This window comes from Ruminococcoides intestinale (genome assembly GCF_040095935.1).
In the GTDB taxonomy this organism is placed as follows: domain Bacteria; phylum Bacillota; class Clostridia; order Oscillospirales; family Acutalibacteraceae; genus Ruminococcoides; species Ruminococcoides intestinale.
Genome location: NZ_JBBMFQ010000005.1, coordinates 74,284 through 94,234, shown reverse-complemented (window position 1 = coordinate 94,234; position 19,951 = coordinate 74,284). Strand labels below are relative to the sequence as shown.

General features: G+C 41.4%; 21 protein-coding genes. All 21 read left to right on the top strand.

The window, feature by feature from the left end; genetic code table 11:
• Positions 1-4: 4 nt before the first annotated feature.
• The 21 genes from WMO31_RS08940 (at position 5) to WMO31_RS08840 (ending at position 19,950) form a co-directional block, all read left to right on the top strand.
• The gene (locus tag WMO31_RS08940; protein ID WP_015524035.1) at positions 5-496 is read left to right on the top strand and encodes a S1 RNA-binding domain-containing protein; all 492 of its coding nucleotides are present in this window, start codon (positions 5-7) and stop codon (positions 494-496) included.
• A 26-nt stretch (positions 497-522) separates the two neighbouring features.
• Positions 523-1,059: a ribosome hibernation-promoting factor, HPF/YfiA family gene (gene hpf, locus WMO31_RS08935; RefSeq protein ID WP_367999556.1), complete on the top strand. Its 537-nt coding sequence runs from the start codon at positions 523-525 to the stop codon at positions 1,057-1,059.
• Between the two features lie 96 nt (positions 1,060-1,155).
• Positions 1,156-2,271, top strand: a complete 1,116-nt coding sequence (locus tag WMO31_RS08930; protein ID WP_367999555.1) for a THUMP domain-containing class I SAM-dependent RNA methyltransferase — start codon at positions 1,156-1,158, stop codon at positions 2,269-2,271.
• Between the two features lie 96 nt (positions 2,272-2,367).
• Positions 2,368-3,318: a DUF5640 domain-containing protein gene (locus WMO31_RS08925; RefSeq protein WP_367999554.1), complete on the top strand. Its 951-nt coding sequence runs from the start codon at positions 2,368-2,370 to the stop codon at positions 3,316-3,318.
• An 83-nt stretch (positions 3,319-3,401) separates the two neighbouring features.
• A complete protein-coding gene (locus tag WMO31_RS08920) occupies positions 3,402-3,980 on the top strand; it encodes a hypothetical protein (RefSeq protein WP_015524032.1) in 579 nt (192 codons plus the stop codon).
• Positions 3,981-4,042: 62 nt separating this feature from the next.
• A complete protein-coding gene (gene ligA, locus WMO31_RS08915; protein WP_367999553.1) occupies positions 4,043-6,028 on the top strand; it encodes an NAD-dependent DNA ligase LigA in 1,986 nt (661 codons plus the stop codon).
• Positions 6,029-6,090: 62 nt separating this feature from the next.
• A complete protein-coding gene (locus tag WMO31_RS08910) occupies positions 6,091-6,579 on the top strand; it encodes a SecDF P1 head subdomain-containing protein (RefSeq protein WP_367999552.1) in 489 nt (162 codons plus the stop codon).
• Between the two features lie 114 nt (positions 6,580-6,693).
• Positions 6,694-7,644, top strand: coding sequence for an AAA ATPase domain-containing protein (locus WMO31_RS08905; RefSeq protein WP_117847451.1), 951 nt, complete (start codon positions 6,694-6,696; stop codon positions 7,642-7,644).
• Positions 7,634-8,128 (top strand): stage III sporulation protein AB, encoded by a 495-nt coding sequence (locus tag WMO31_RS08900; protein WP_046432216.1) that lies wholly within the window; start codon positions 7,634-7,636, stop codon positions 8,126-8,128. Before WMO31_RS08905 ends, WMO31_RS08900 begins: the two co-directional genes overlap by 11 nt.
• 8 nt (positions 8,129-8,136) lie before the next feature.
• Positions 8,137-8,331 (top strand): stage III sporulation protein AC, encoded by a 195-nt coding sequence (gene spoIIIAC / locus WMO31_RS08895; protein WP_015524029.1) that lies wholly within the window; start codon positions 8,137-8,139, stop codon positions 8,329-8,331.
• Between the two features lies 1 nt (position 8,332).
• Complete coding sequence (locus WMO31_RS08890) at positions 8,333-8,722, top strand: SpoIIIAC/SpoIIIAD family protein (RefSeq protein ID WP_015524028.1); 390 nt, start codon at positions 8,333-8,335, stop codon at positions 8,720-8,722.
• Positions 8,723-8,731: 9 nt separating this feature from the next.
• The gene (locus WMO31_RS08885) at positions 8,732-9,850 is read left to right on the top strand and encodes a stage III sporulation protein AE (protein ID WP_367999551.1); all 1,119 of its coding nucleotides are present in this window, start codon (positions 8,732-8,734) and stop codon (positions 9,848-9,850) included.
• Entirely contained in the window at positions 9,847-10,320 is a 474-nt protein-coding gene (locus WMO31_RS08880) for a stage III sporulation protein AF (protein ID WP_367999550.1), read from the top strand. Before WMO31_RS08885 ends, WMO31_RS08880 begins: the two co-directional genes overlap by 4 nt.
• A gap of 3 nt (positions 10,321-10,323) precedes the next feature.
• A complete protein-coding gene (locus WMO31_RS08875) occupies positions 10,324-10,773 on the top strand; it encodes a SpoIIIAG-related protein (RefSeq protein ID WP_367999549.1) in 450 nt (149 codons plus the stop codon).
• Positions 10,774-10,787: 14 nt separating this feature from the next.
• Positions 10,788-11,330: a SpoIIIAH-like family protein gene (locus WMO31_RS08870; RefSeq protein ID WP_367999548.1), complete on the top strand. Its 543-nt coding sequence runs from the start codon at positions 10,788-10,790 to the stop codon at positions 11,328-11,330.
• A gap of 233 nt (positions 11,331-11,563) precedes the next feature.
• Positions 11,564-12,058 (top strand): transcription antitermination factor NusB, encoded by a 495-nt coding sequence (gene nusB, locus WMO31_RS08865; protein WP_367999547.1) that lies wholly within the window; start codon positions 11,564-11,566, stop codon positions 12,056-12,058.
• A 1-nt stretch (position 12,059) separates the two neighbouring features.
• Positions 12,060-13,010: a tRNA (adenosine(37)-N6)-threonylcarbamoyltransferase complex transferase subunit TsaD gene (locus WMO31_RS08860; RefSeq protein WP_367999546.1), complete on the top strand. Its 951-nt coding sequence runs from the start codon at positions 12,060-12,062 to the stop codon at positions 13,008-13,010.
• Positions 12,991-14,205, top strand: a complete 1,215-nt coding sequence (gene xseA, locus WMO31_RS08855; protein ID WP_367999545.1) for an exodeoxyribonuclease VII large subunit — start codon at positions 12,991-12,993, stop codon at positions 14,203-14,205. Before WMO31_RS08860 ends, xseA begins: the two co-directional genes overlap by 20 nt.
• Position 14,206: 1 nt before the next feature.
• Positions 14,207-17,731, top strand: coding sequence for a DNA polymerase III subunit alpha (locus WMO31_RS08850; RefSeq protein ID WP_367999544.1), 3,525 nt, complete (start codon positions 14,207-14,209; stop codon positions 17,729-17,731).
• A 172-nt stretch (positions 17,732-17,903) separates the two neighbouring features.
• On the top strand, positions 17,904-18,908 hold the full coding sequence (locus tag WMO31_RS08845) for an ABC transporter substrate-binding protein (protein WP_303829786.1): 1,005 nt from the start codon (positions 17,904-17,906) through the stop codon (positions 18,906-18,908).
• Between the two features lie 76 nt (positions 18,909-18,984).
• Positions 18,985-19,950 (top strand): ABC transporter permease, encoded by a 966-nt coding sequence (locus tag WMO31_RS08840; RefSeq protein ID WP_046433775.1) that lies wholly within the window; start codon positions 18,985-18,987, stop codon positions 19,948-19,950.
• Position 19,951 lies beyond the last annotated feature (1 nt).

Sequence of the window (19,951 nt, the reverse complement as noted above, 5' to 3'; positions counted from 1 at the left end):
TTTTATGGCTATTGAAGTCGGAATGATTCTGGAAGGCAAAGTATCAGGTATTACAAAATTCGGCGCATTTGTTGATTTGCCGGATTCAAAAACCGGTATGGTACATATCTCGGAGGTTGCACCTACCTTCATCAATGAAATCAGTGATTATGTAAAAGTCGGACAAGAAGTAAAGGTTAAGGTGCTTGCTCTTAATGACGGAAAAATCAGTCTGTCAATGAAACAGGCTCTCCCGAAGGAACAGCAACAGCAGAGAAAACGCTCTGACAGACCTCAAAGACAGAATCACAGAAGCAGAGAGCCATACAAGCCTGCTCCGCCCGTAACTTCACCGGGTGATTACGAGTGGCAGAGTTCACGCAGAAATGCTCCCTCTTCGTTTGAGGATATGATGTCAAAGTTCAAGCAGACAAGCGAGGATAAGATGTCCGATCTTAAGCGTGGCGGAGAAAGCCGTGGCTACAGTCGCAGAGGCAACGGCAACGGCAGAAAATAAAAAATTATATAAGGGAGGCAGATTTTATGAAAATCACCTACACAGCAAGAAAAGTCAACCTCAGAGATAACTTTAAGGAAAGATGCGAGAAAAAGCTTTCAAAGTTTAATCGTATTTTCTCGGAGGATGCTTCTGTCAATGTAGTTGTCACCCTCGAAAAGAACCGTCAGACTGTTGAAATTACAATCCGTGACAACGGTATGATTTATCGTGCCGAAAGCACAATGCCCGAAATGAATGACGCTCTTGACAAGGTTTGCGACATTCTTATGCGTCAGATTCGTAAGAATAAAACGAGGCTTGAAAAGAAAATTAAATCCGCCGGTATTGAAGATTTAATCACGGACGCTGTTCAGACTGATGAACCGGAGGACGATGAATACAGCGTAGTTCGTAAAAAACATGTTCTTGTAAAACCGATTTCGGTTGATGAAGCTATTCTTGAAATGAATATGGTAAACCATAACTTCTTTATGTTTATCAATTCCGAGACAGATGAAATCAATGTTGTTTACAAGCGTGCAGACGGCAACTATGGTGTGCTCGAGCCGACAACCGATTAATTTTTTAAAAGCAAGGGGTATCGGTTATTCCGATACCCTGTTTTTTTGTCTTTCAGTCTTAATAGAATTTGTGTATCAATAAAACAGGAGATAAATATGAATATGAAATTTTCCGCTCCATGCATTTTCGGTCTTGAAGGTCTTTGTGCAAATGAGCTGAGATATCTCGGTGTTGAAAATGTCAATGCCGAAAACGGCAGAGTTACCTTTACAGGCGATTGGTCAACACTTGCACTTGCAAATATAAATTCCCGTTATGCGGAGCGAATACTCATTCTTCTTGCGGAATTTGAGGTTCACACCTTTGACAATTTGTTCGAGGGCGTAAAGGCAATCCCGTGGGAGGATTATATCGGAATTTCCGAGGCTTTTCCCGTAAAGGGAAGATGTCTTGATTCCGACCTTATGAGCATTCCCGATTGTCAGAAAATCGTTAAAAAGGCAGTTGCAGACCGCCTTTCACAAAAATATATGCTCCCGTGGTTTGATGAAACAGGTGCTCCGCATCAGATTCAGTTTCTCATTCTTCGCAACAAGGTAAGTATTATGCTTGACACTTCGGGCGCAGGACTTCACAAGCGTGGATATCGTGCCGATTCAAATGATGCTCCTATAAAAGAAACACTTGCCGCCGCTATGGTTGACCTTTCAAGAGTAAGGGCAAACCACTTTGTAACCGATCCTATGTGCGGCAGCGGCACAATTCTCATTGAGGCGGCTATGAAAGCACTTAACATTGCTCCGGGACTTAACCGTTATTTTGCCTGTGAACATTGGAATTGTGTTCCGAAAGATGTTTTTGAAACAGCAAGAGAAAATGCAAGACAGAAAATAAGACACGACGCAACGTTCAGGGCAACAGGTTACGATATAGATGATTCAGCCCTTGCAATCGCAAAGAAAAACGCAGAAATTGCAGGAGTTGCCGACAGAATAACATTTGCAAACCGTGATATTAAAGATTTTGAACTTGAGGACGGTTTTCAGACAATCATCACAAATCCGCCATACGGTGAACGATTACTTGATGTAAAATCAGCTGAAAAGCTGTATGCAGTTATGGGTGAACATTTTAAAAGAATGAAGGGTAAAAGCTACACCGTTATAAGCCCCGATGACGATTTTGAAAAAATCTTCGGCAGAAAGGCTGACAAACGCCGCAAACTTTATAACGGAACGCTTAAATGCGAACTTTATATGTATTTTAAATAATTTTCATTACATTTTAACGGCATAAAAAACAGTTGATTTTCTTTCATATTTATAGTATGATAGAAAGCGATGACAAAATTTAAGGAGGTATCACAGTTGGACGAGAATAAAGAAATTCTTACTTCTGAAAATGAGGCAGAGAATACCAACACAGATACAACAGCAGAAATAACAGAAAATACAACATTCGTTGCAGATGAGCCCACAGAAAGCGAAGAAATGTCTTTTGCTGAAACAGAACCTGCAAACGAAAACGGCGTGATTGCTCAGCAGCCAAAGAAAAAGAGTATTATTCAGCTTCCTATCATTATAGGTATCGTAATTGTTGCGGTTGCGGCAGCTACTCTTTTCGTAATCAAAGGATTTTTTGATACAAGCATTGTAGGAACATGGATTGAATCTGTTGATGTAACAGGCAATTCAGCATCATCCGACGAGGCGTCAAAAGTTGATGTTTACTACACATTTAACGGTGACAATACTCTCAGTTACAGAATCGGTTCAATGGTTTGGAACGGTACATACACGGTTTCAACAGATGATTCGGGTAAACAGACACTTGCCATGACGCTTAACGGCAATGAAACAAGCTGTAACTACGCTGTTTCGGGTAATATGTTCTCCGGCAGAACTCTTGAGCTTTCAACTTCAACTGCTGCCAACAAGGTGAAACTCAAGTCAGGTTCAGAGGTTAAGCCTGAATTGAAGGTTGATAAGGACTTCAAGGCTGACAAGAAAATCACAGGTTCATGGACTTATGATAACGGTTACGCTAAGATGACATACAAGTTCAATGATGACGGTACTGTTGAAATCAACCAGTCAGACGCACTCAACGTTGACGGTACTTACTTAATCAAAAACGGCACAATCATCATCAAGTACTATTACACAGATGAAGTTGAAATGGATGTTGCTTATTCCGTAGAAAGCAACGGACTCAAGCTCAATGACATTCTCTATACAAAGGATGACGGTTCTGCAAAGGCTACTACAGCAGCAGTAACCGAGGCGGCTACGGAAACAGCTACAACTTCAGCAAAGTAAATCTTTTGAACTTTTAATGCAGGGCAACGGCAGATTATCTGCTGTTGCCTTTTTAAAAATACAATAATATGAGGAGGATTAATATGACACCGCAGGAAGAATTTATTGAAATCTACAACAAATATATCACAAGACAGGGTGCTGACGAGCTTCTTGAATGGCTCAAAAGAACCGATTTTTTTACCGCCCCTGCAAGTTCAAAATATCATTGTGCCTGTGAAAACGGTCTTGTAATGCACTCCGTCAGCGTGTTCAATACAATGATGGAAAAGCACTATGATGAAGAAACCGACAATATTGAAAGTTTTGCAATCTGCGGACTTCTTCACGATTTGTGCAAGGCTCAGTTCTATAAGGTTTCAAGCAGAAATGTTAAGAATGAAAAAACAGGTCAGTGGGAAAAAGTGCCGTATTATGCAATTGAAGATCAGTTTCCCTACGGTCACGGTGAAAAGTCTGTTTTTCTCATTGAACGCAAAATGCACCTTAAAATTGATGAGGCTATGGCAATTCGTTGGCATATGGGTGAATTTGGTGACAAAAACAGCAACACAATCAGTCAGGCTTATGACAAGTATCCGCTTGCCGTAAAGCTTCACCTTGCAGACCTTGAATCAACCTTCCTCCGTGAAAAAGGAACTTCACAGGTTAATAACAGGTAATATTTTAAACACAGGTGCAGATACTTATTTTACCGATAAATTTATGATATGGGGAAACCAAAATGGATTTTATAACAGCTCAGAATCGTGCCCAAGAGCTTACAAAACAGCTTGAATACCACAACAACCTTTACTACAATCAGGATGATCCGGAAATCTCCGACTACGATTACGATATGCTCATGCGTGAACTTGAGAATATTGAAAAGGAGTTTCCGTCACTCAAATCTCCTATGTCACCGACAAACCGTGTCGGCGGTAATGCAGGAGAAAAGTTTTCTCCTGTTACTCATGAGGTTGTAATGGAAAGCCTTCACGATAGTTTTTCACACGAAGAGCTTCGTGAATTTGACGCAAGAGTGCGAGAAACCGTGCCGAATGTACGCTATGTTGTTGAACCTAAATTTGACGGTCTTTCCGTATCGTGCGAATATGAAAACGGTGTTTTTGTAAGAGGTTCAACCCGTGGCGACGGCACTGTAGGTGAAGATGTAACCGAAAATCTTATGACAATTAAAAGTCTGCCAAAGCGTATTCCGAATGCACCCGAATATTTTGAGGTTCGTGGTGAGGTGTATATGTCGTTCAATTCATTTGACGCACTTACTCGCAGACAGGAAGAAAACGAGGAAAAAACCTTTAAAAATCCACGAAATGCCGCCGCAGGCTCACTTCGTCAGAAAAATGCAAAAATAACCGCTCAGAGAAGTCTTGATATATTCGTGTTCAATATCCAGCAAATCAGAGGGATGACGATTGAAAGCCATATTCAGGGGCTTGACTATCTTACGGAACTCGGCTTTCCGACTGCATTTTACAGCGTTTACGATAATGTTGACGAGGTGATTGAGGAAATTGAGCGCATAGGAAATATGCGTGGAGAGCTTGATTATGCAATTGACGGCGCTGTTGTCAAGGTTGATAGCTTTGCAAGCCGCCGACTTCTCGGCAGTACCGCAAAATATCCCAAATGGGCGGAGGCATATAAGTATCCGCCCGAGGAGAAGCCTACTAAACTTCTCAATATCGAAATCAATGTCGGCAGAACAGGTGTGCTTACTCCTGTAGGCAACTTTGAACCCGTACTTCTTGCCGGAACAACAGTAAGCCGTGCCACACTCCACAATAAAGATTTTATAGATGAAAAAGGCATTTGCGTAGGCGATACGGTTATAATCAGAAAAGCAGGCGAGATTATTCCCGAAGTTCTGTCAGTTAAGGAACACGCTGAAAATGCCGTGCCGTTTGAATTTCCGTCCGTATGCCCGTCTTGCGGTAACCCTGTTACACACGATGAGAGCGAGGCGGCAATCCGTTGCACAAACACAGATTGTCCGGCACAGCTGACAAGACATCTTATTCACTTTGTAAGCCGTGACGCAATGGATATTGACGGACTCGGTCCTGCAATTCTTGAACAGCTTTCAGACGAAGGACTTGTAAAATCTCCTGCCGACCTCTACAGACTTAAAGCAGAAGATATTTCAAGCCTTGAACGCAAGGCTGAAAAATCTGCTCAGAATCTTATTTCTTCAATAGAAAAATCAAAAGAAAACGAACTTTTCAGGCTTGTTTTTGCTCTCGGAATCCGTAACATAGGTCTTAAAGCCGCAAAGATAATCTGCGAAAACTTTGCAACAATTGACGATATTATGAGCGCAAAGGCTGAGGACTTTGAAAAAATAGACGGTTTCGGTGCTGTTATGGCGGAAAGCCTTGAAAATTATTTTTCACTTGACGGTACAAAGGAGCTTATTGCAGACCTTAAATCACTCGGTCTGAAAATGAAACCCTCTCAGCCGAAAAACACTGGAGGTCTTTTTGAAGGCAAAACCTTTGTCCTCACAGGCACACTTCCCACAATGACAAGAAGTGAAGCCTCAAAACTCATTGAACAGAACGGCGGCAAAACAAGTTCATCCGTTTCAAAAAAGACTTCATATGTCTTGGCAGGCGAAGATGCCGGCAGTAAACTAACCAAAGCCCAAACCTTAGGCGTTACAATAATTTCCGAAGAAGAATTAAAAGAAATGCTGTCAATGAAATAGTTACAATAAATACTTGACACTGTTTATGTTGTTATATAATTATAACGAAAGGGGTACTTAAATTGAAAAAATATTTGATTTTAGCTGTCGTAGCTTTACTTGCTGTTGCATTATCTGCTTGCAGCGGAAATGTAAAAAGTAATGATACTTCTGCTGAAAATACAACTGTTCAGGTTTCAACCTCGGTTAATGAAACAGCTCAGACATCAAATGCTGAATTGCCGAAAATTTATAATCCGACCAATGTAGAAATCCGTGATAATGAAGATGAAAATAAAGTTATTATTGAGTCCTCTCAAATCGAGTATGTGTGTTTGCTTGATGATATTAACGGTATGGTGTTAAATATGAAGCTTACAGCTGACGGAACTGATAAGTTTGCAGCCTACACTAAAAATAATATCGGTTCTGCTGTTCGGTTTGTTATTAACGGAAAGACGGTTTCAAACCCGTATATAAATGTTGAAATTACTGACGGCAATATGAATTTTACAGGTGATTACACCGATGAAGAATATAAGGCTATCTTTAGTGAAATTAAAAACAAATAAAACAATTTTCAATCCTCCGATTTATGTCGGGGGATTTTTTTGCCCTTTTGACATATGACTGTGCTTGTCTGCATAGTATTTATTGTACAAACTCTTTTGGGAGGAATTTAAAATATGCTTGCTGAACAAAACGAAAAGAGATTTACGGCGGCCCTCAACTGCCTTTGCAAGAATATTTCACGCAGACTTTTACCGCTTGCACCTAAATTAGCCGATTCGGTTCAGGAAATCAGATTGCGGCTTTCACGACCGCTTGCACTTGTTTGTCCCGACAATACATACTACTTAACGCAAAACGGTGGACTTAGCAATACAATCCTTGACGGTGCAATGCTTGTTGTGTCAAAGGCCGATATTGTCGATACTTTCAACAACATTTGCAACTACTCCGTGTATAACAGACAGAACGAAATTGTAAACGGCTTTGTCACAATGTACGGCGGTCACAGGGCAGGAATCTGCGGAACAGCGGTCGTAAACAACGGAAAAATTGTGAATATCCGTGACATAACCTCAATCAATGTCCGCATAGCAAGGGAGCATAAGGGTTGTGCGGATTCTCTTTATAATAAGATAATTGCCGTTTCGGGAGGTGTTCTCATATGCGGAGCACCTTGCAGCGGAAAAACAACCGTACTTCGTGACCTTGCAAGACTTCTGTCAACCAAGGGCAAGAAGAATGTTGCCCTGATTGATGAAAGAGGAGAGCTTGCAGGCACGGCATCGGGTAAATTTCAGAATGATATCGGAATGTGCGATGTCTATGATTCATACAACAAGAGCGAGGCAATGCTTCACGCAATCCGCAGTATGGCACCCGAAATTGTTATCTGCGATGAAATAGGCTCAAAAGAAGATATCTATGCCGTAGAAAAGTCGGTCAACTGCGGAGTTCGGATAATTTCATCAACGCATTGTGCAAATGAATACGAACTGAAACAGAAAGCAAACATGGTTTCTCTCATGAAAACAGGAGCATTTCAAACGCTTGTGTTTCTGTCAAATCGAACCCACGCAGGTGAAATTGTGAAAATATCGCAGGTAGGTGACAACTTTGCCGTTTAAACTCATAGGATGTTTGCTTGTTGTCTGTACGGGTACAATGATAGGTTTTGTTTTGTCGGGTAGGTTATACAAACGCAGAGATTTTCTGAAATCATTCACGGAATTTATATCATTGCTTGCAACAAATCTTCGCTACAGCGGTGATGATATCTTCACTCTGGTTAATTCCTGTGCAGAAAATTCAAACCTTGATTTATTGCTTTTTTCAGAATGTGACAGACCTTTTGACGAATTGTGGCTTGAAAGGGTAAAACAATTATCTTCTGAAATACCGCTTTCAAAATCTGATATTTCAATGCTGAACGATTTCGGAGGTCAGCTCGGAAAAACCGATACAGAGGGGCAGTTAAAACATCTTGAACTCTACGAGGTGTCATTTTCAAAGCAGCTTTCATCAGCCCTTGATGCCATAACAAAAAAATCAAAGCTATATAAAACAATGGGATTTTTTGCAGGAAGTGCAATCGCCCTTATGATGATTTAGAGGTAGTAATGGATGTTGAGCTTATTTTCAAAATTGCCGCTGTCGGCATAATTGTTGCGGTTCTTACCCAACTTCTCATACGAAGCGGTAGAGAGGAGCAGGCAATGCTGACCTCGCTTGCCGGACTTATAGTTGTGTTGACGCTGATAATAACGCAAATCAGCACTCTGTTCAACACAATAAAACAGCTTTTCGGTTTTTGATATGAATATTCTGTCAATTTCCGTGCTTGCCGTTGTGACCGTAATAATCTGCGTAATGCTCAAACCCAAAAATGCGGAAATCTCCGTAATGCTCGGTATAAGCTGTTCCGTTATTATTTTAATCGGCGTGCTTACTCAGGTTTCGGCTATCGTTACAACAATCAATCAAATCATAGCGTCATCGGGAATAAGCATTGACTACATAGTAATTCTGCTGAAATCAATCGGAATATGCCTTGTCACCGAGTTCGCCGTGAATACCTGCAAGGATTCGGGCAGTCAGTCGCTTGCGTCAAATGTTTCGCTTGCGGGAAAAATTATGGTCACTGTAACGGCACTTCCGCTTTATTCGGATATTTTAAAAACCGTGTTGTCACTTGCAGGCAATTGAGGTGAAGAAGTGAAAAAAAGTGTTGTAATAATTACTGTCGTGTTTGTGCTTATCGCCCTTTCATGTGTCTGTGCAAACGCTGAAGAAGGTGAAATGATTTATGATATGTCAAATGTTTTTGATTCGCTGTCCGACGATATAAAGCAAAGTCTTCAGAATATGGGCGTTGATTTGGGGGATTTTTCAAAGCTTGCCAACCTGTCTTTTGAAAATGTAATGGGCGAAATTCTCTCGCTTGCACTCGGCAACATTTCTTCACCGCTCAAAGGTCTTGTCAATATAACCGCCTTGCTTTTGCTCTGTTCCGTAATCAGCGCCTACAACGGTTCGCTCTCCTGTGATATTTCAAACTCGCTGAATATAACCGCAACGCTCTGTGTAACCTGTGCCGCAGTAGTCCCCGCTGTCGGAGTAATCGCATCAACGGGTTCGGTAATCTGCACCGCATCAAATATAATGCTTGCCTATGTTCCTGTTATGGCTGTAATTATGGCAAGCTCGGGTTCTGTGGCAGGTTCGGCATCATACTATGCCGTAATGATAGGGGCAGGGGAGGGTGTGTCACAGCTTTCATCAAAAATAATCGTTCCTCTGCTCAATATGTTTCTCGGTCTGTCAATAACATCATCAGTATCGCCGTCCGTAAATCTCAGCGGTTTTATGTCAATGATTTCAAAGAGCGTAAAGTGGCTTTTGGGTTTTGCTATGACAATCTTCACAGCCGTGCTGACATTCAGACAGCTTATAAGCGTTTCGGTTGACAATGTTTCAACCCGTGCTGTAAGGTTTACTCTCAATTCATTTATTCCGATAGTCGGTTCGGCACTTTCGGATGCCTACAAGGTAGTTCAGGGAAGTATCGGACTTTTGAAATCGGGAATAGGAATAATAGTGATTCTGTCCGTTACAATTGTGTTTATGCCAGTGATTTTGCAGGGAGTAATGTGGATGTTCACCCTTTGGATCGGCAAATCAACGGCAGAGGTTCTCAATCTAAACGGTCCGGCAAAACTGCTTGAAAACATATCGTCTGTGTTTTCAACTCTCATAGCCGTTTTGCTGTGCATTATGTCAATTTACATTCTTTCAACGGCGGCGGTAATTATGCTTGGCGGAGGTTCATCATGAGCGGACTTTTTACGGTTGTTGTTGTAATGTGTGCGTCTGCGTTAATATGCTCGCTTGTTCAGACCTTTGTTACAGACGGCAGTACAAAGAAAATCATCAGCCTTGTTTTAGGCGCTTTTATTATCTGCTGTATGGTTGTTCCCATAAAAAATGCCGTGTCATCATTTAATACTAATGTTGAAGAAAATCAAAATTCTGCAAAAGAAATATCAACTGATGATGAGGCATACAGCAATGCCGTTATAAAGCAGACGGAGATAAATCTTGAAACTGCATTAAAAAATCTTCTTTTACAGAATAATATAACAATCAAATCGTGTGACATAATTTTGAGCAGAGTTGAAAACAACGGCATAATCATAGCGTCAATCAGCATATATATAGACAAAGAATTTGTTCGGTACACAAATCTTGTATCGTCAATTGTTTATGACAATTTCGGAATTACACCAAACATTATGACGGAGTGAATTATGGAAGACAAAACAAGTTCAAAGCTGAAATCAATGCTCGACAGTAAAAAAATAAGAAATATCATAATCGTTGTCGGTCTTATCGGCATAGGTTTAATATTTCTTTCAAATTGGGTTGATTTCGGTTCTTGGACATCAGGAAAAGGAGATGAAGCATTTTCCGTAAAAACATACAGCACAAAAATAGAAAATGATTTGCAGACGGTGATTTCAAAAATTGAGGGAGCAGGCAAGACGGAAGTTTTGCTTACAATGGAAAATTCCGTTGAATATGTTTATCTTGACAACAGCACCACCAAAACAAAGGAAATTGAACCTTTGATAAGAGGAGTGCTTGTAGTGTGTGAAGGCGGTGATGATCCTGTTGTGGTTGAGCGTGTCACCGATGCAGTCACAAAAGCGCTTGATATTTCAACAGCAAAAGTATGTATTACAAAATTATCAGAATAAAGGTCGGGAGTAATATGAAATCTAAGAAAAAATATATCGTTTTTGCATCACTTGTGCTTGCACTTTCGGCAGCAGTGTACATAAACTGGCAGCTTTCGGGAGCTAAAACTCCTCAAAGTTCCAAAGAACTCGGTGCGGCGTCATATGTCAGTGCAACCGCTTCGGCGTCGGATGATGAGGTACAGCAGACGGCGGCACTTTCAAACGAGAGCAAAAGCTATTTTTCAGCCGAAAGGACAAAGCGGCAGGCAACTCAGGATAAAATAATTGACGATGCAAAAGAAATTTTCAATCTTGAAAGCTCGTCTGATGCCGACAAAAGCGAGGCTGAAAAGAATGTTGAAGAGCTTCTCAAAACCTTTACAATTCAGGACAGCATTGAAAGTATTGTCAAAGCAAAAGGATTTTCAGAATGCCTTTGCTATATAAGCGATCAAGGTGTGTCGGTAATTGTTCCGAAATCTCAGCTTGACGATACATCTGTTCTGATTATTGACGATGCCGTGGTTACTCATTATGAGGTTGATTATGACGATATATCTGTAATAGGGGCATAAAATTAGCAGAGGGCATAGTGTCCTCTGCTTTTTTGTGCATAAAATCAACCTCATTCGGTTGCGAGAAAAGTTAAAAAAGCAAATGATTTTTAACGGACATCTTTGTTAATTGTTGTTTACATTCATTTTCAGTTATGGTATAATCTTGTAAGTAAATTAGGGAGTTACTCTGATTTAAATCTTAATGATATGATTTTAGTGATATTGTAATTTAACGAAAAGTTGGGTTTATTATGAATAACGAAATTAACAATGAATTAAATGAAATTGAAGTAAATGACGCTGAAACAAGTGACATCTTTGAAGAAGAGGTTAATCTCACAAGAAGTGAGTCAAGAGAGCAGGCTTTTATGCTTTTGTTTTCAAAGTCTTTTGACGATGAGCCTCTTGAAGAAACAATAGATGATAATTCGGAAATGTTTGTAGGCGGTGTTTGCGCATATGCTCAGGCTGTAGTTTCCGGCATTGAGGACAAGCGTGAGGAGATTGATGAAATCATTGCAAGCCACCTGAAAAAGGGCTGGACTCTTTCAAGAATATCAAAGCCGTCGCTTGCTATTCTTCGCCTTGCAATCTATGAGATGAAGTATCTCGACAATGTTCCGCAGAGCGTTTCAATCAACGAGGCTGTTGAACTTTCAAAGAAATATACAATCGACGAGAGCAAATTTGTAAACGGTATTCTCGGCACATGTTCCCGTGAATTTTCGGGAAAGTCGGAGAAGTGATATGAGCCTTTTTCTCGGAATTGACACTTCAAATTACACAACATCAACCGCCCTTTACGACAGCAAAACGGGCGAAATGGTTCAGCAGAAAAAACTTCTTCCCGTAAAAGAAGGTCAGCTCGGACTTCGTCAGAGTGACGCTGTGTTTCACCACACAGCACAGTTGCACACGCTTATTGAAGAACTTTTGAAAGATGTTGATACAAGCAAAATAGCCGCAATTGCGGCGTCAAGCCGTCCAAGACCTGTTGACGGATCATATATGCCGTGTTTCACCGTTGGAGAGAACACGGCAAAAATTTTATCTTCCGCAATGAAAATCCCTCTTTACACATTTTCGCATCAGGAGGGACATATCTCGGCGGCATTGTTCGGCTCGCAGAGAACAGATTTGTTTGATAAGCAGTTTATCGCTTTCCATGTCAGCGGAGGTACAACCGAGGCAGTATTTGCAAAAGGATTCGGCACGGGCTTTTCCGTTGAACTTGTGGCACACACACTCGATCTCAATGCAGGACAGGCGATTGACCGCACAGGGCTTATGCTCGGTTTAAAATTTCCGTGCGGTCCTCAGCTTGAACAGCTTGCCCTTAAAAATACAGAAAAAATCAAGGTAAAACCAACTCTCAAAGGCTGTGATTGTTGCCTGAGCGGAGTTGAAAATCTTTCTAAAAAGCTGATTGACGAAGGTAAATCTCCCGAATATGTTTCGGCATTCTGTCTTAAATATATTGAACAGACCTTGTCCGAAATGACCAAGCGACTGCTTGAAAAATACGGAGAAATTCCATTGCTCTTTGCAGGCGGAGTAATGTCAAATCAAATAATAAAAAATTCTTTTGAAGAAAAATATAATGCAATATTCGCACCGCCGCAGTTTTCGGCAGATAACTCGGCAGGAATTGCATATTTAGGATACAGGAAGTATAACGATGTACACACCCGAGTTTAGCAAACCACGAGTTTTAAGTGTTTCACAACTGAATTTCTATATAAAGTCAATTATTGAAAATGACGCAAGGCTGAATTTTGTCTTTGTTACGGGTGAAATTTCAAACCTGACCGACCACTACAGAAGCGGACACATCTACCTTTCAATCAAGGACGAAAAATCCGTTATAAGAGCCGTAATGTTTGCCGGCAATGCCCGTAATTTAAAGTTCAGACCGACCGACGGAATGAAAGTAATCTGCCGTGGCAGAGTTGCAGTCTATGAACCCACAGGTCAGTATCAGCTTTATATTGAAGATATGCAGCCCGACGGCATAGGTGCGCTATCGCTTGCTTATGAACAACTTAAAAAGTCACTTGCCGAAAAAGGACTTTTTGCTCCCGAACATAAGAAGAAAATTCCGCCGTTTCCGAATTCAATCGGTGTAATTACTTCTCCCACAGGTGCGGCAGTACAGGATATCCGCAACATTCTTTCAAGAAGATTTCCGTCTGCCGACATAATTATGTGTCCCGTACTTGTTCAGGGCGAGAATGCTCCCGCTCAACTTATTGACGCCGTACAGAAACTTGATAAATACAACGCCTGTGATGTTATCATAATCGGCAGGGGCGGCGGTTCAATTGAAGATTTGTGGGCGTTCAATGATGAAAATCTTGCCTATGCAATCTACAACTGTAAAATTCCCGTAATTTCCGCTGTCGGTCATGAAACTGATTTTACAATCTGTGACTTTGTATCCGATCTCAGAGCGCCGACTCCGTCTGCGGCGGCAGAGCTTGCAGTTCCCGATACTGCGGAGCTTATTGATTACTATAAATCGCAAAAGCAGTATGTTTCATCAATGGCAACATTGAAATTAAGGCAGGAATATAATGCTCTTACAGAATTAAAAACAAGACTGTCAGTTGTATCACCACAACAGAGAATTTTTGAATATGAAAAATCTCTTGAACTTTGCAAAACGAAAATACAGCATTTTGTTCAGGAAACAATAAATAAAAAGGCTGCCGACATAACAAAGACAGCCGCAAAACTTGAAGGACTCAACCCCGTTAAAATTCTTTCAAGAGGTTATTCGATTGCCGAAAAAGACGGTAAGACGGTAAATTCCGCCAAAATGCTGAAAAGTGGAGATGAATTTACACTCCGTTTTTCAGACGGTGAAATAAAGGCAAAAGCAACAGGTGAGTAAAATGGCATTTACACATTTACATCTTCATACAGAATACAGTCTGCTTGACGGTGCCTGCCGTCTGAGCAGACTTGCAAAAGCCGCAAAAGAAAAAGGAATGACTGCACTCGCAATCACCGACCACGGTGTAATGTACGGTGCAGTCGATTTTTATAAGGAATGCAAAAAGCAGGGTATAAAGCCGATAATCGGCTGTGAAGTGTATGTTGCACCGCAAAGCCGTTTTGACAAGACCTCATCCTACGGAAAATACTATCATATGGTTCTGCTCTGCAAAAATCATACAGGCTATCAGAATCTTATCAAGCTTGTGTCAAAGGGTTTTACGGAGGGATTCTATACAAAGCCGAGGATTGATGATGAACTCCTTGCCGAGTATCATGAGGGCTTAGTCTGCCTCTCTGCCTGTCTGGCGGGTGAAATTCCTCAAAAGATCCTTGACGGCGATTATGCCGGTGCAAAGTCAAAGGCAGAATTTTACCGTGATATATTCGGAAGTGAGAACTTTTTTATAGAGCTTCAAGACCACGGAATTGAGGAACAGAAAAGGATAATTCCAAGCCTTATAAAGCTTGCCCGTGAAATCGGTGTTGACATTGTTGCAACAAACGATTGTCACTATATCGAAAAACAGGACAGCACGGTTCACAATATTCTTCTCTGTATTCAGACCAACCGAACAGTCAATGACAGCGACAGAATGGAGTTCAAAACTTCGGAATTTTATCTTAAAACAGAAAATGAAATGCGTGAGGTGTTTGCAAGTTACCCCGAAGCAATCGACAATACACAGAAAATTGCCGATATGTGCAATGTGGATTTTGAATTCGGTGTACGCAAGCTTCCGAGATTTGATGTTCCTAATAACGAAGATCATCTGCATTATTTCAGAAGAAAATGCTATGAGGGGCTTTATAAACACTATGGCGAGAATCCCGACAAAGCTCTGATTGACCGACTTGAATATGAAATCAACACGGTGTCGCAAATGGGTTTTGTAGATTACTACCTCATTGTAAATGATTTTGTAAGCTACGCAAAATCATGCCAAATTCCTGTCGGACCCGGCAGAGGCTCGGGTGCAGGCTCACTTTGTGCCTACTGCATAGGCATAACCGCAATTGATCCGATAAAGTACAATCTTCTTTTTGAAAGATTTCTCAATCCCGAAAGAGTCAGTATGCCCGATTTTGATGTCGATTTTTGTAAGGAACGCAGGGGAGAGGTTATCGACTATGTTGTGCGTAAATACGGCGAAGATCATGTTGCACAGATAATTTCGTTCGGTACAATGGCGGCAAGAGGTGCAATCCGAGATGTCGGAAGGGTGCTTGAAATTCCGTATGCGACAGTAGATTCTGTTGCAAAGCTTGTTCCTATGGAACATGATATGACAATCGAGGAAGCGCTGAAACTGAGTCCCGATCTGAGAAGTCGCTGCAATAACGATCCGCAGATAAAAAAACTGCTTGATGTTGCAATGAGCATTGAGGGAATGCCCCGTCACGCTACAATGCACGCCGCAGGTGTTGTAATCACCGACAAGCCGGTTAGCGACTATGTTCCGCTGTCAAAAAATGACGATAATGTTGTAACACAGTTCACCATGACGGCACTTGAAGAACTCGGCCTTTTAAAAATGGACTTCCTCGGACTCAGAAACTTAACCGTAATCAATGATGCAGAAAAGCAGATAAAACATAAAAATCCCGACTATAATCCCGATATGGTTGATGAAAACGATAAAAAAGTTTTTGAAATGTTTTCAAAAGGATACACGGAGGGTGTGTTTCAGTTTGAAAGCCAAGGAATGAAAAATGTTCTCACTCAGCTAAAACCGGAGCGAATTGAGGATCTTATAGCCGTTACGGCACTCTATCGTCCCGGACCTATGGACAGCATTCCCGTTTATATTGACTGTCGTCACAATCCGTCGCATATTCGTTACAAACATCCGCTTTTAAAGGAAATTCTCGGAGTTACAAGCGGTTGTATAATTTATCAGGAACAGGTTATGCAGATTTTCAGAACGCTTGCAGGCTACAGTCTCGGCAGAGCAGACATAGTGCGCCGTGCAATGAGCAAGAAAAAACTTGCCGTAATGGAGTCGGAGCGTGAAATATTCATTCACGGTCTTACTGATGATGACGGAAATATCATAGTTGAAGGATGCATTCGCCGTGGGGTTGATGAAAAAACGGCAATTTCCGTTTATGATGAAATGGAAAGCTTTGCACACTACGCTTTCAACAAATCCCATGCTGCGGCATATGCCAACATTTCCTACAAAACTGCATGGCTCAAATGCCACTATCCCCGCGAATATATGGCGGCTCTGCTTTCAAGTGTTCTTGATAATCAAAATAAACTTGCGTCATATATCACTGAGTGCAAACGGCTCGGAATCCGTGTATTACCGCCTAATGTCAACGAAAGCAATCTTCATTTTACAGTCAGCGGAAACGATATCCGTTACGGACTTCTTGCCGTTAAAAATCTCGGCAGAAATTTCATAGATGAAATCATCTCGGAGCGCATAAACAATCCTTATGAAGATTTCTTCGATTTCTGCAAAAGGCTCTACGGCAGAAATATGAACAGCAGAGCAATTGAAAGTTTGATAAAATGCGGTGCATTTGACGGACTCGGTGCAAATCGCAGACAATTGCTCGCAATCAGTAAAACCGTTCTTGACGATGTTGAGTACGAAAGCAGAAGAAATGCGGGCGGTCAGATGTCGTTTTTTGATGACGCAGAGGTTGACGCTCAATCATCAAAGCCCAAAATTCCCGATTTGCCCGAATTTCCCGTTTCTGAACTTTTGCATATGGAAAACGAAATTGCGGGAATGTATCTCAGCGGTCATCCGCTCGACGAATACACAACTTTTTCAAAAGCAATCCATTCCGACAAAACAGGCGATATAATCAATAATGACAGCGGTATGTATTTTGACGGAAAAAAAGTCAACCTTGTTTGCATAGTTGCAAAGCTGAAAACCCAGCTCACAAAAAATAACAGGATTATGGCTTTTGTCAATGCTGAGGACAGATACGGAATGCTTGAAATCGTGATTTTCCCGAATGTATATGAAAAATATTCCGCCCTCCTCGGTGCAGGCGGAGCGTTGCTGTTCCGTGGAACCGTAAATTTAAAAGAAAACGAAGAGCCGAAAATCATCTGCGATTCCATAGCGTCTGCCCGTACAAACGAGGATTGCAAAAATAACCCTGTTGCAATAAAAAACACAGAACATTTTTCGCAAAATTATCATATGCAAGCCGTGAAAAATGATACACAAAAGCCTTCTGCGTTGTATTTGCGTATTGATGACCTCAATACCGACAAATACAACCGTGCAAAGCGTGTTCTTGACATTTTTGACGGCAGAACGCCTGTTATTTTCTATCTTACCGACACTAAAAGAAAGGTGAAAGCCCCCTCGTCAATGTGGGTTGATATCAATCCTGTAATGATAAAAGAACTCAAATATCAGCTTGGTGACGAAAATGTGGTGGCAAAATAACCAAAAACAAACTTTTATTTCAGTTATTTGCAATAAAAATTGGTGAAAGCTATTGAAAATTTCGTTTTTTTGTATTATAATTTATGTTGTTAAAACACTTTATTGCATAAAAGTGCAGAAGTATATGATGCTTTACAGCGTGAAAGTGCTGAAAGCTTAGGAGGAAATTAAAATGAAAAAAGCTAAAAAAATTGTCGCAGTTGCTCTTGCGGCGGCTTCTATGTCACTCGCATTTGCAGGATGCGGCGGTTCTGCAGAAAGCTCAAAGGCAGATAATTCAGCCACGGACGGTAAGGTTTACAATATCGGTATCTGTCAGCTTGTTCAGCACGAGGCTCTTGATGCCGCAACAAAAGGCTTTAAAGATTATCTTACTGAGAAACTCGGTGCAGACAATGTAAAGTTTGACGAGCAGAATGCTCAGGGCGATTCCGCAACCTGCGCTACAATCTGTAACCAGTTTGTTTCTTCAAACTATGACCTTATTCTCGGCAACGGTACTGCCGCACTTCAGGCAGCATACACAGCAACACCGAATATTCCGATTCTCGGTACTTCAATCACAGACTACGGCACAGCGCTTGACAATTCTGATTGGAACGGCGTTTCGGGTATGAATGTTTCGGGTACAACAGACCTTGCTCCGCTTGATCAGCAGGCGGCAATGCTCAAGGAGCTTTTCCCCGATGCAAAGAATGTCGGAATTCTCTACTGCTCGGCTGAGGCTAACTCAAAGTATCAGAGCGATACAATCACTCCTTATTTCAAGGATGCAGGCTATACTGTAAAATCATATTCATTTGCAGATTCAAACGATGTTGCCGCAGTTGCAAAGACTGCCTGTGACGAGAGCGATGTTCTTTACATCCCGACAGATAACACAGCGGCATCTAACACAGGTATCATCGACAATGTTGCCACAGCCGCAAAAACTCCTATTGTTGCCGGCGAAGAAGGCATCTGCAAGGGCTGCGGTGTTGCAACACTTTCAATCAGCTATGACGAACTCGGCAGAAAAACAGGCGAAATGGCTTACAACATTCTTGTAAATGGCGAGGACATCACAAAGATGAAGGTTGAGGCTGCTCCGAATGTAACAAAAGAATATATCAAAGATCGTTGTGACACATACGGAATCAAAGTTCCCGACGGTTACACAGAAATCAAAGCAGAATAATTCATATTCAGAAAAATAATATTGGCAGGGGTGCCGTGCAAGCGACACCCCGATATTTTATGTATCGGTGGTTTTTATGGATTTTTTAGCAAACTACTTCGGTTCTCTTAATCCAATGAGCTTTTTATCCGCACTTCCGGGTAATATTGCTCAGGGTATAATCTGGGGACTTATGGGACTCGGTGTATTTCTCACCTTTAAGCTTTTGAACTTTGCCGACCTCAGCGTTGACGGTTCATTTGCAACAGGCGGCGCAGTAACCGCAGTTATGCTCATCAACGGCTGTCCCGTTTGGGCAACAATCATCGTAGCAATCCTTGCAGGTCTTGCGGCAGGTCTTGTAACGGGACTTCTTCACACGCTTCTCGGAATCCCCGACATTCTCGCAGGTATCCTCACACAGATTGCTCTTTATTCAATTAACCTGAATATTATGGGAAAATCAAACCTCCCAATCAGCTACAGAAACTATACGCTTGTTGTTTCTGCAAGCAATATAAATATGGCAATTCTAGTAGGTCTTGGAATTTGTGCCATTGTAATTGCCGCAATGTATTGGTATTTCGGCACGGAACAGGGTTCAACAATCCGTTCAACAGGTTCAAACCCCGCAATGAGCAAGGCACAGGGCATTAACATCAATTTTACAAAGGTAATTGCTCTTGCACTTTCAAACGGACTCGTTGCACTTTCGGGTTCACTTTTTGCTCAGTATCAGGGCTTTGCCGACATCAATATGGGTCGTGGTGCAATCGTAATCGGTCTTGCCGCTGTAATCATCGGTGAAGTTCTCGGTGAGGCAATTTTCCGCAAGCACATGAATTTTATCATCAGAATGGTCTTTGTAATTGTCGGCGGTATTCTTTATTATATCGCAATGGGCATCGTACTCTGGCTCAAGATGCCGACAGACGATACAAAGCTCTTTACGGCAATTATCGTTGCAATCTTCCTTGCAGTTCCGTATCTCCAGAAAAAGAGAAAGACTTCATTCAAGAAAGTTGCAAAAATGAATGCTAAAAATGCACAGAAGGAGGGTTAAG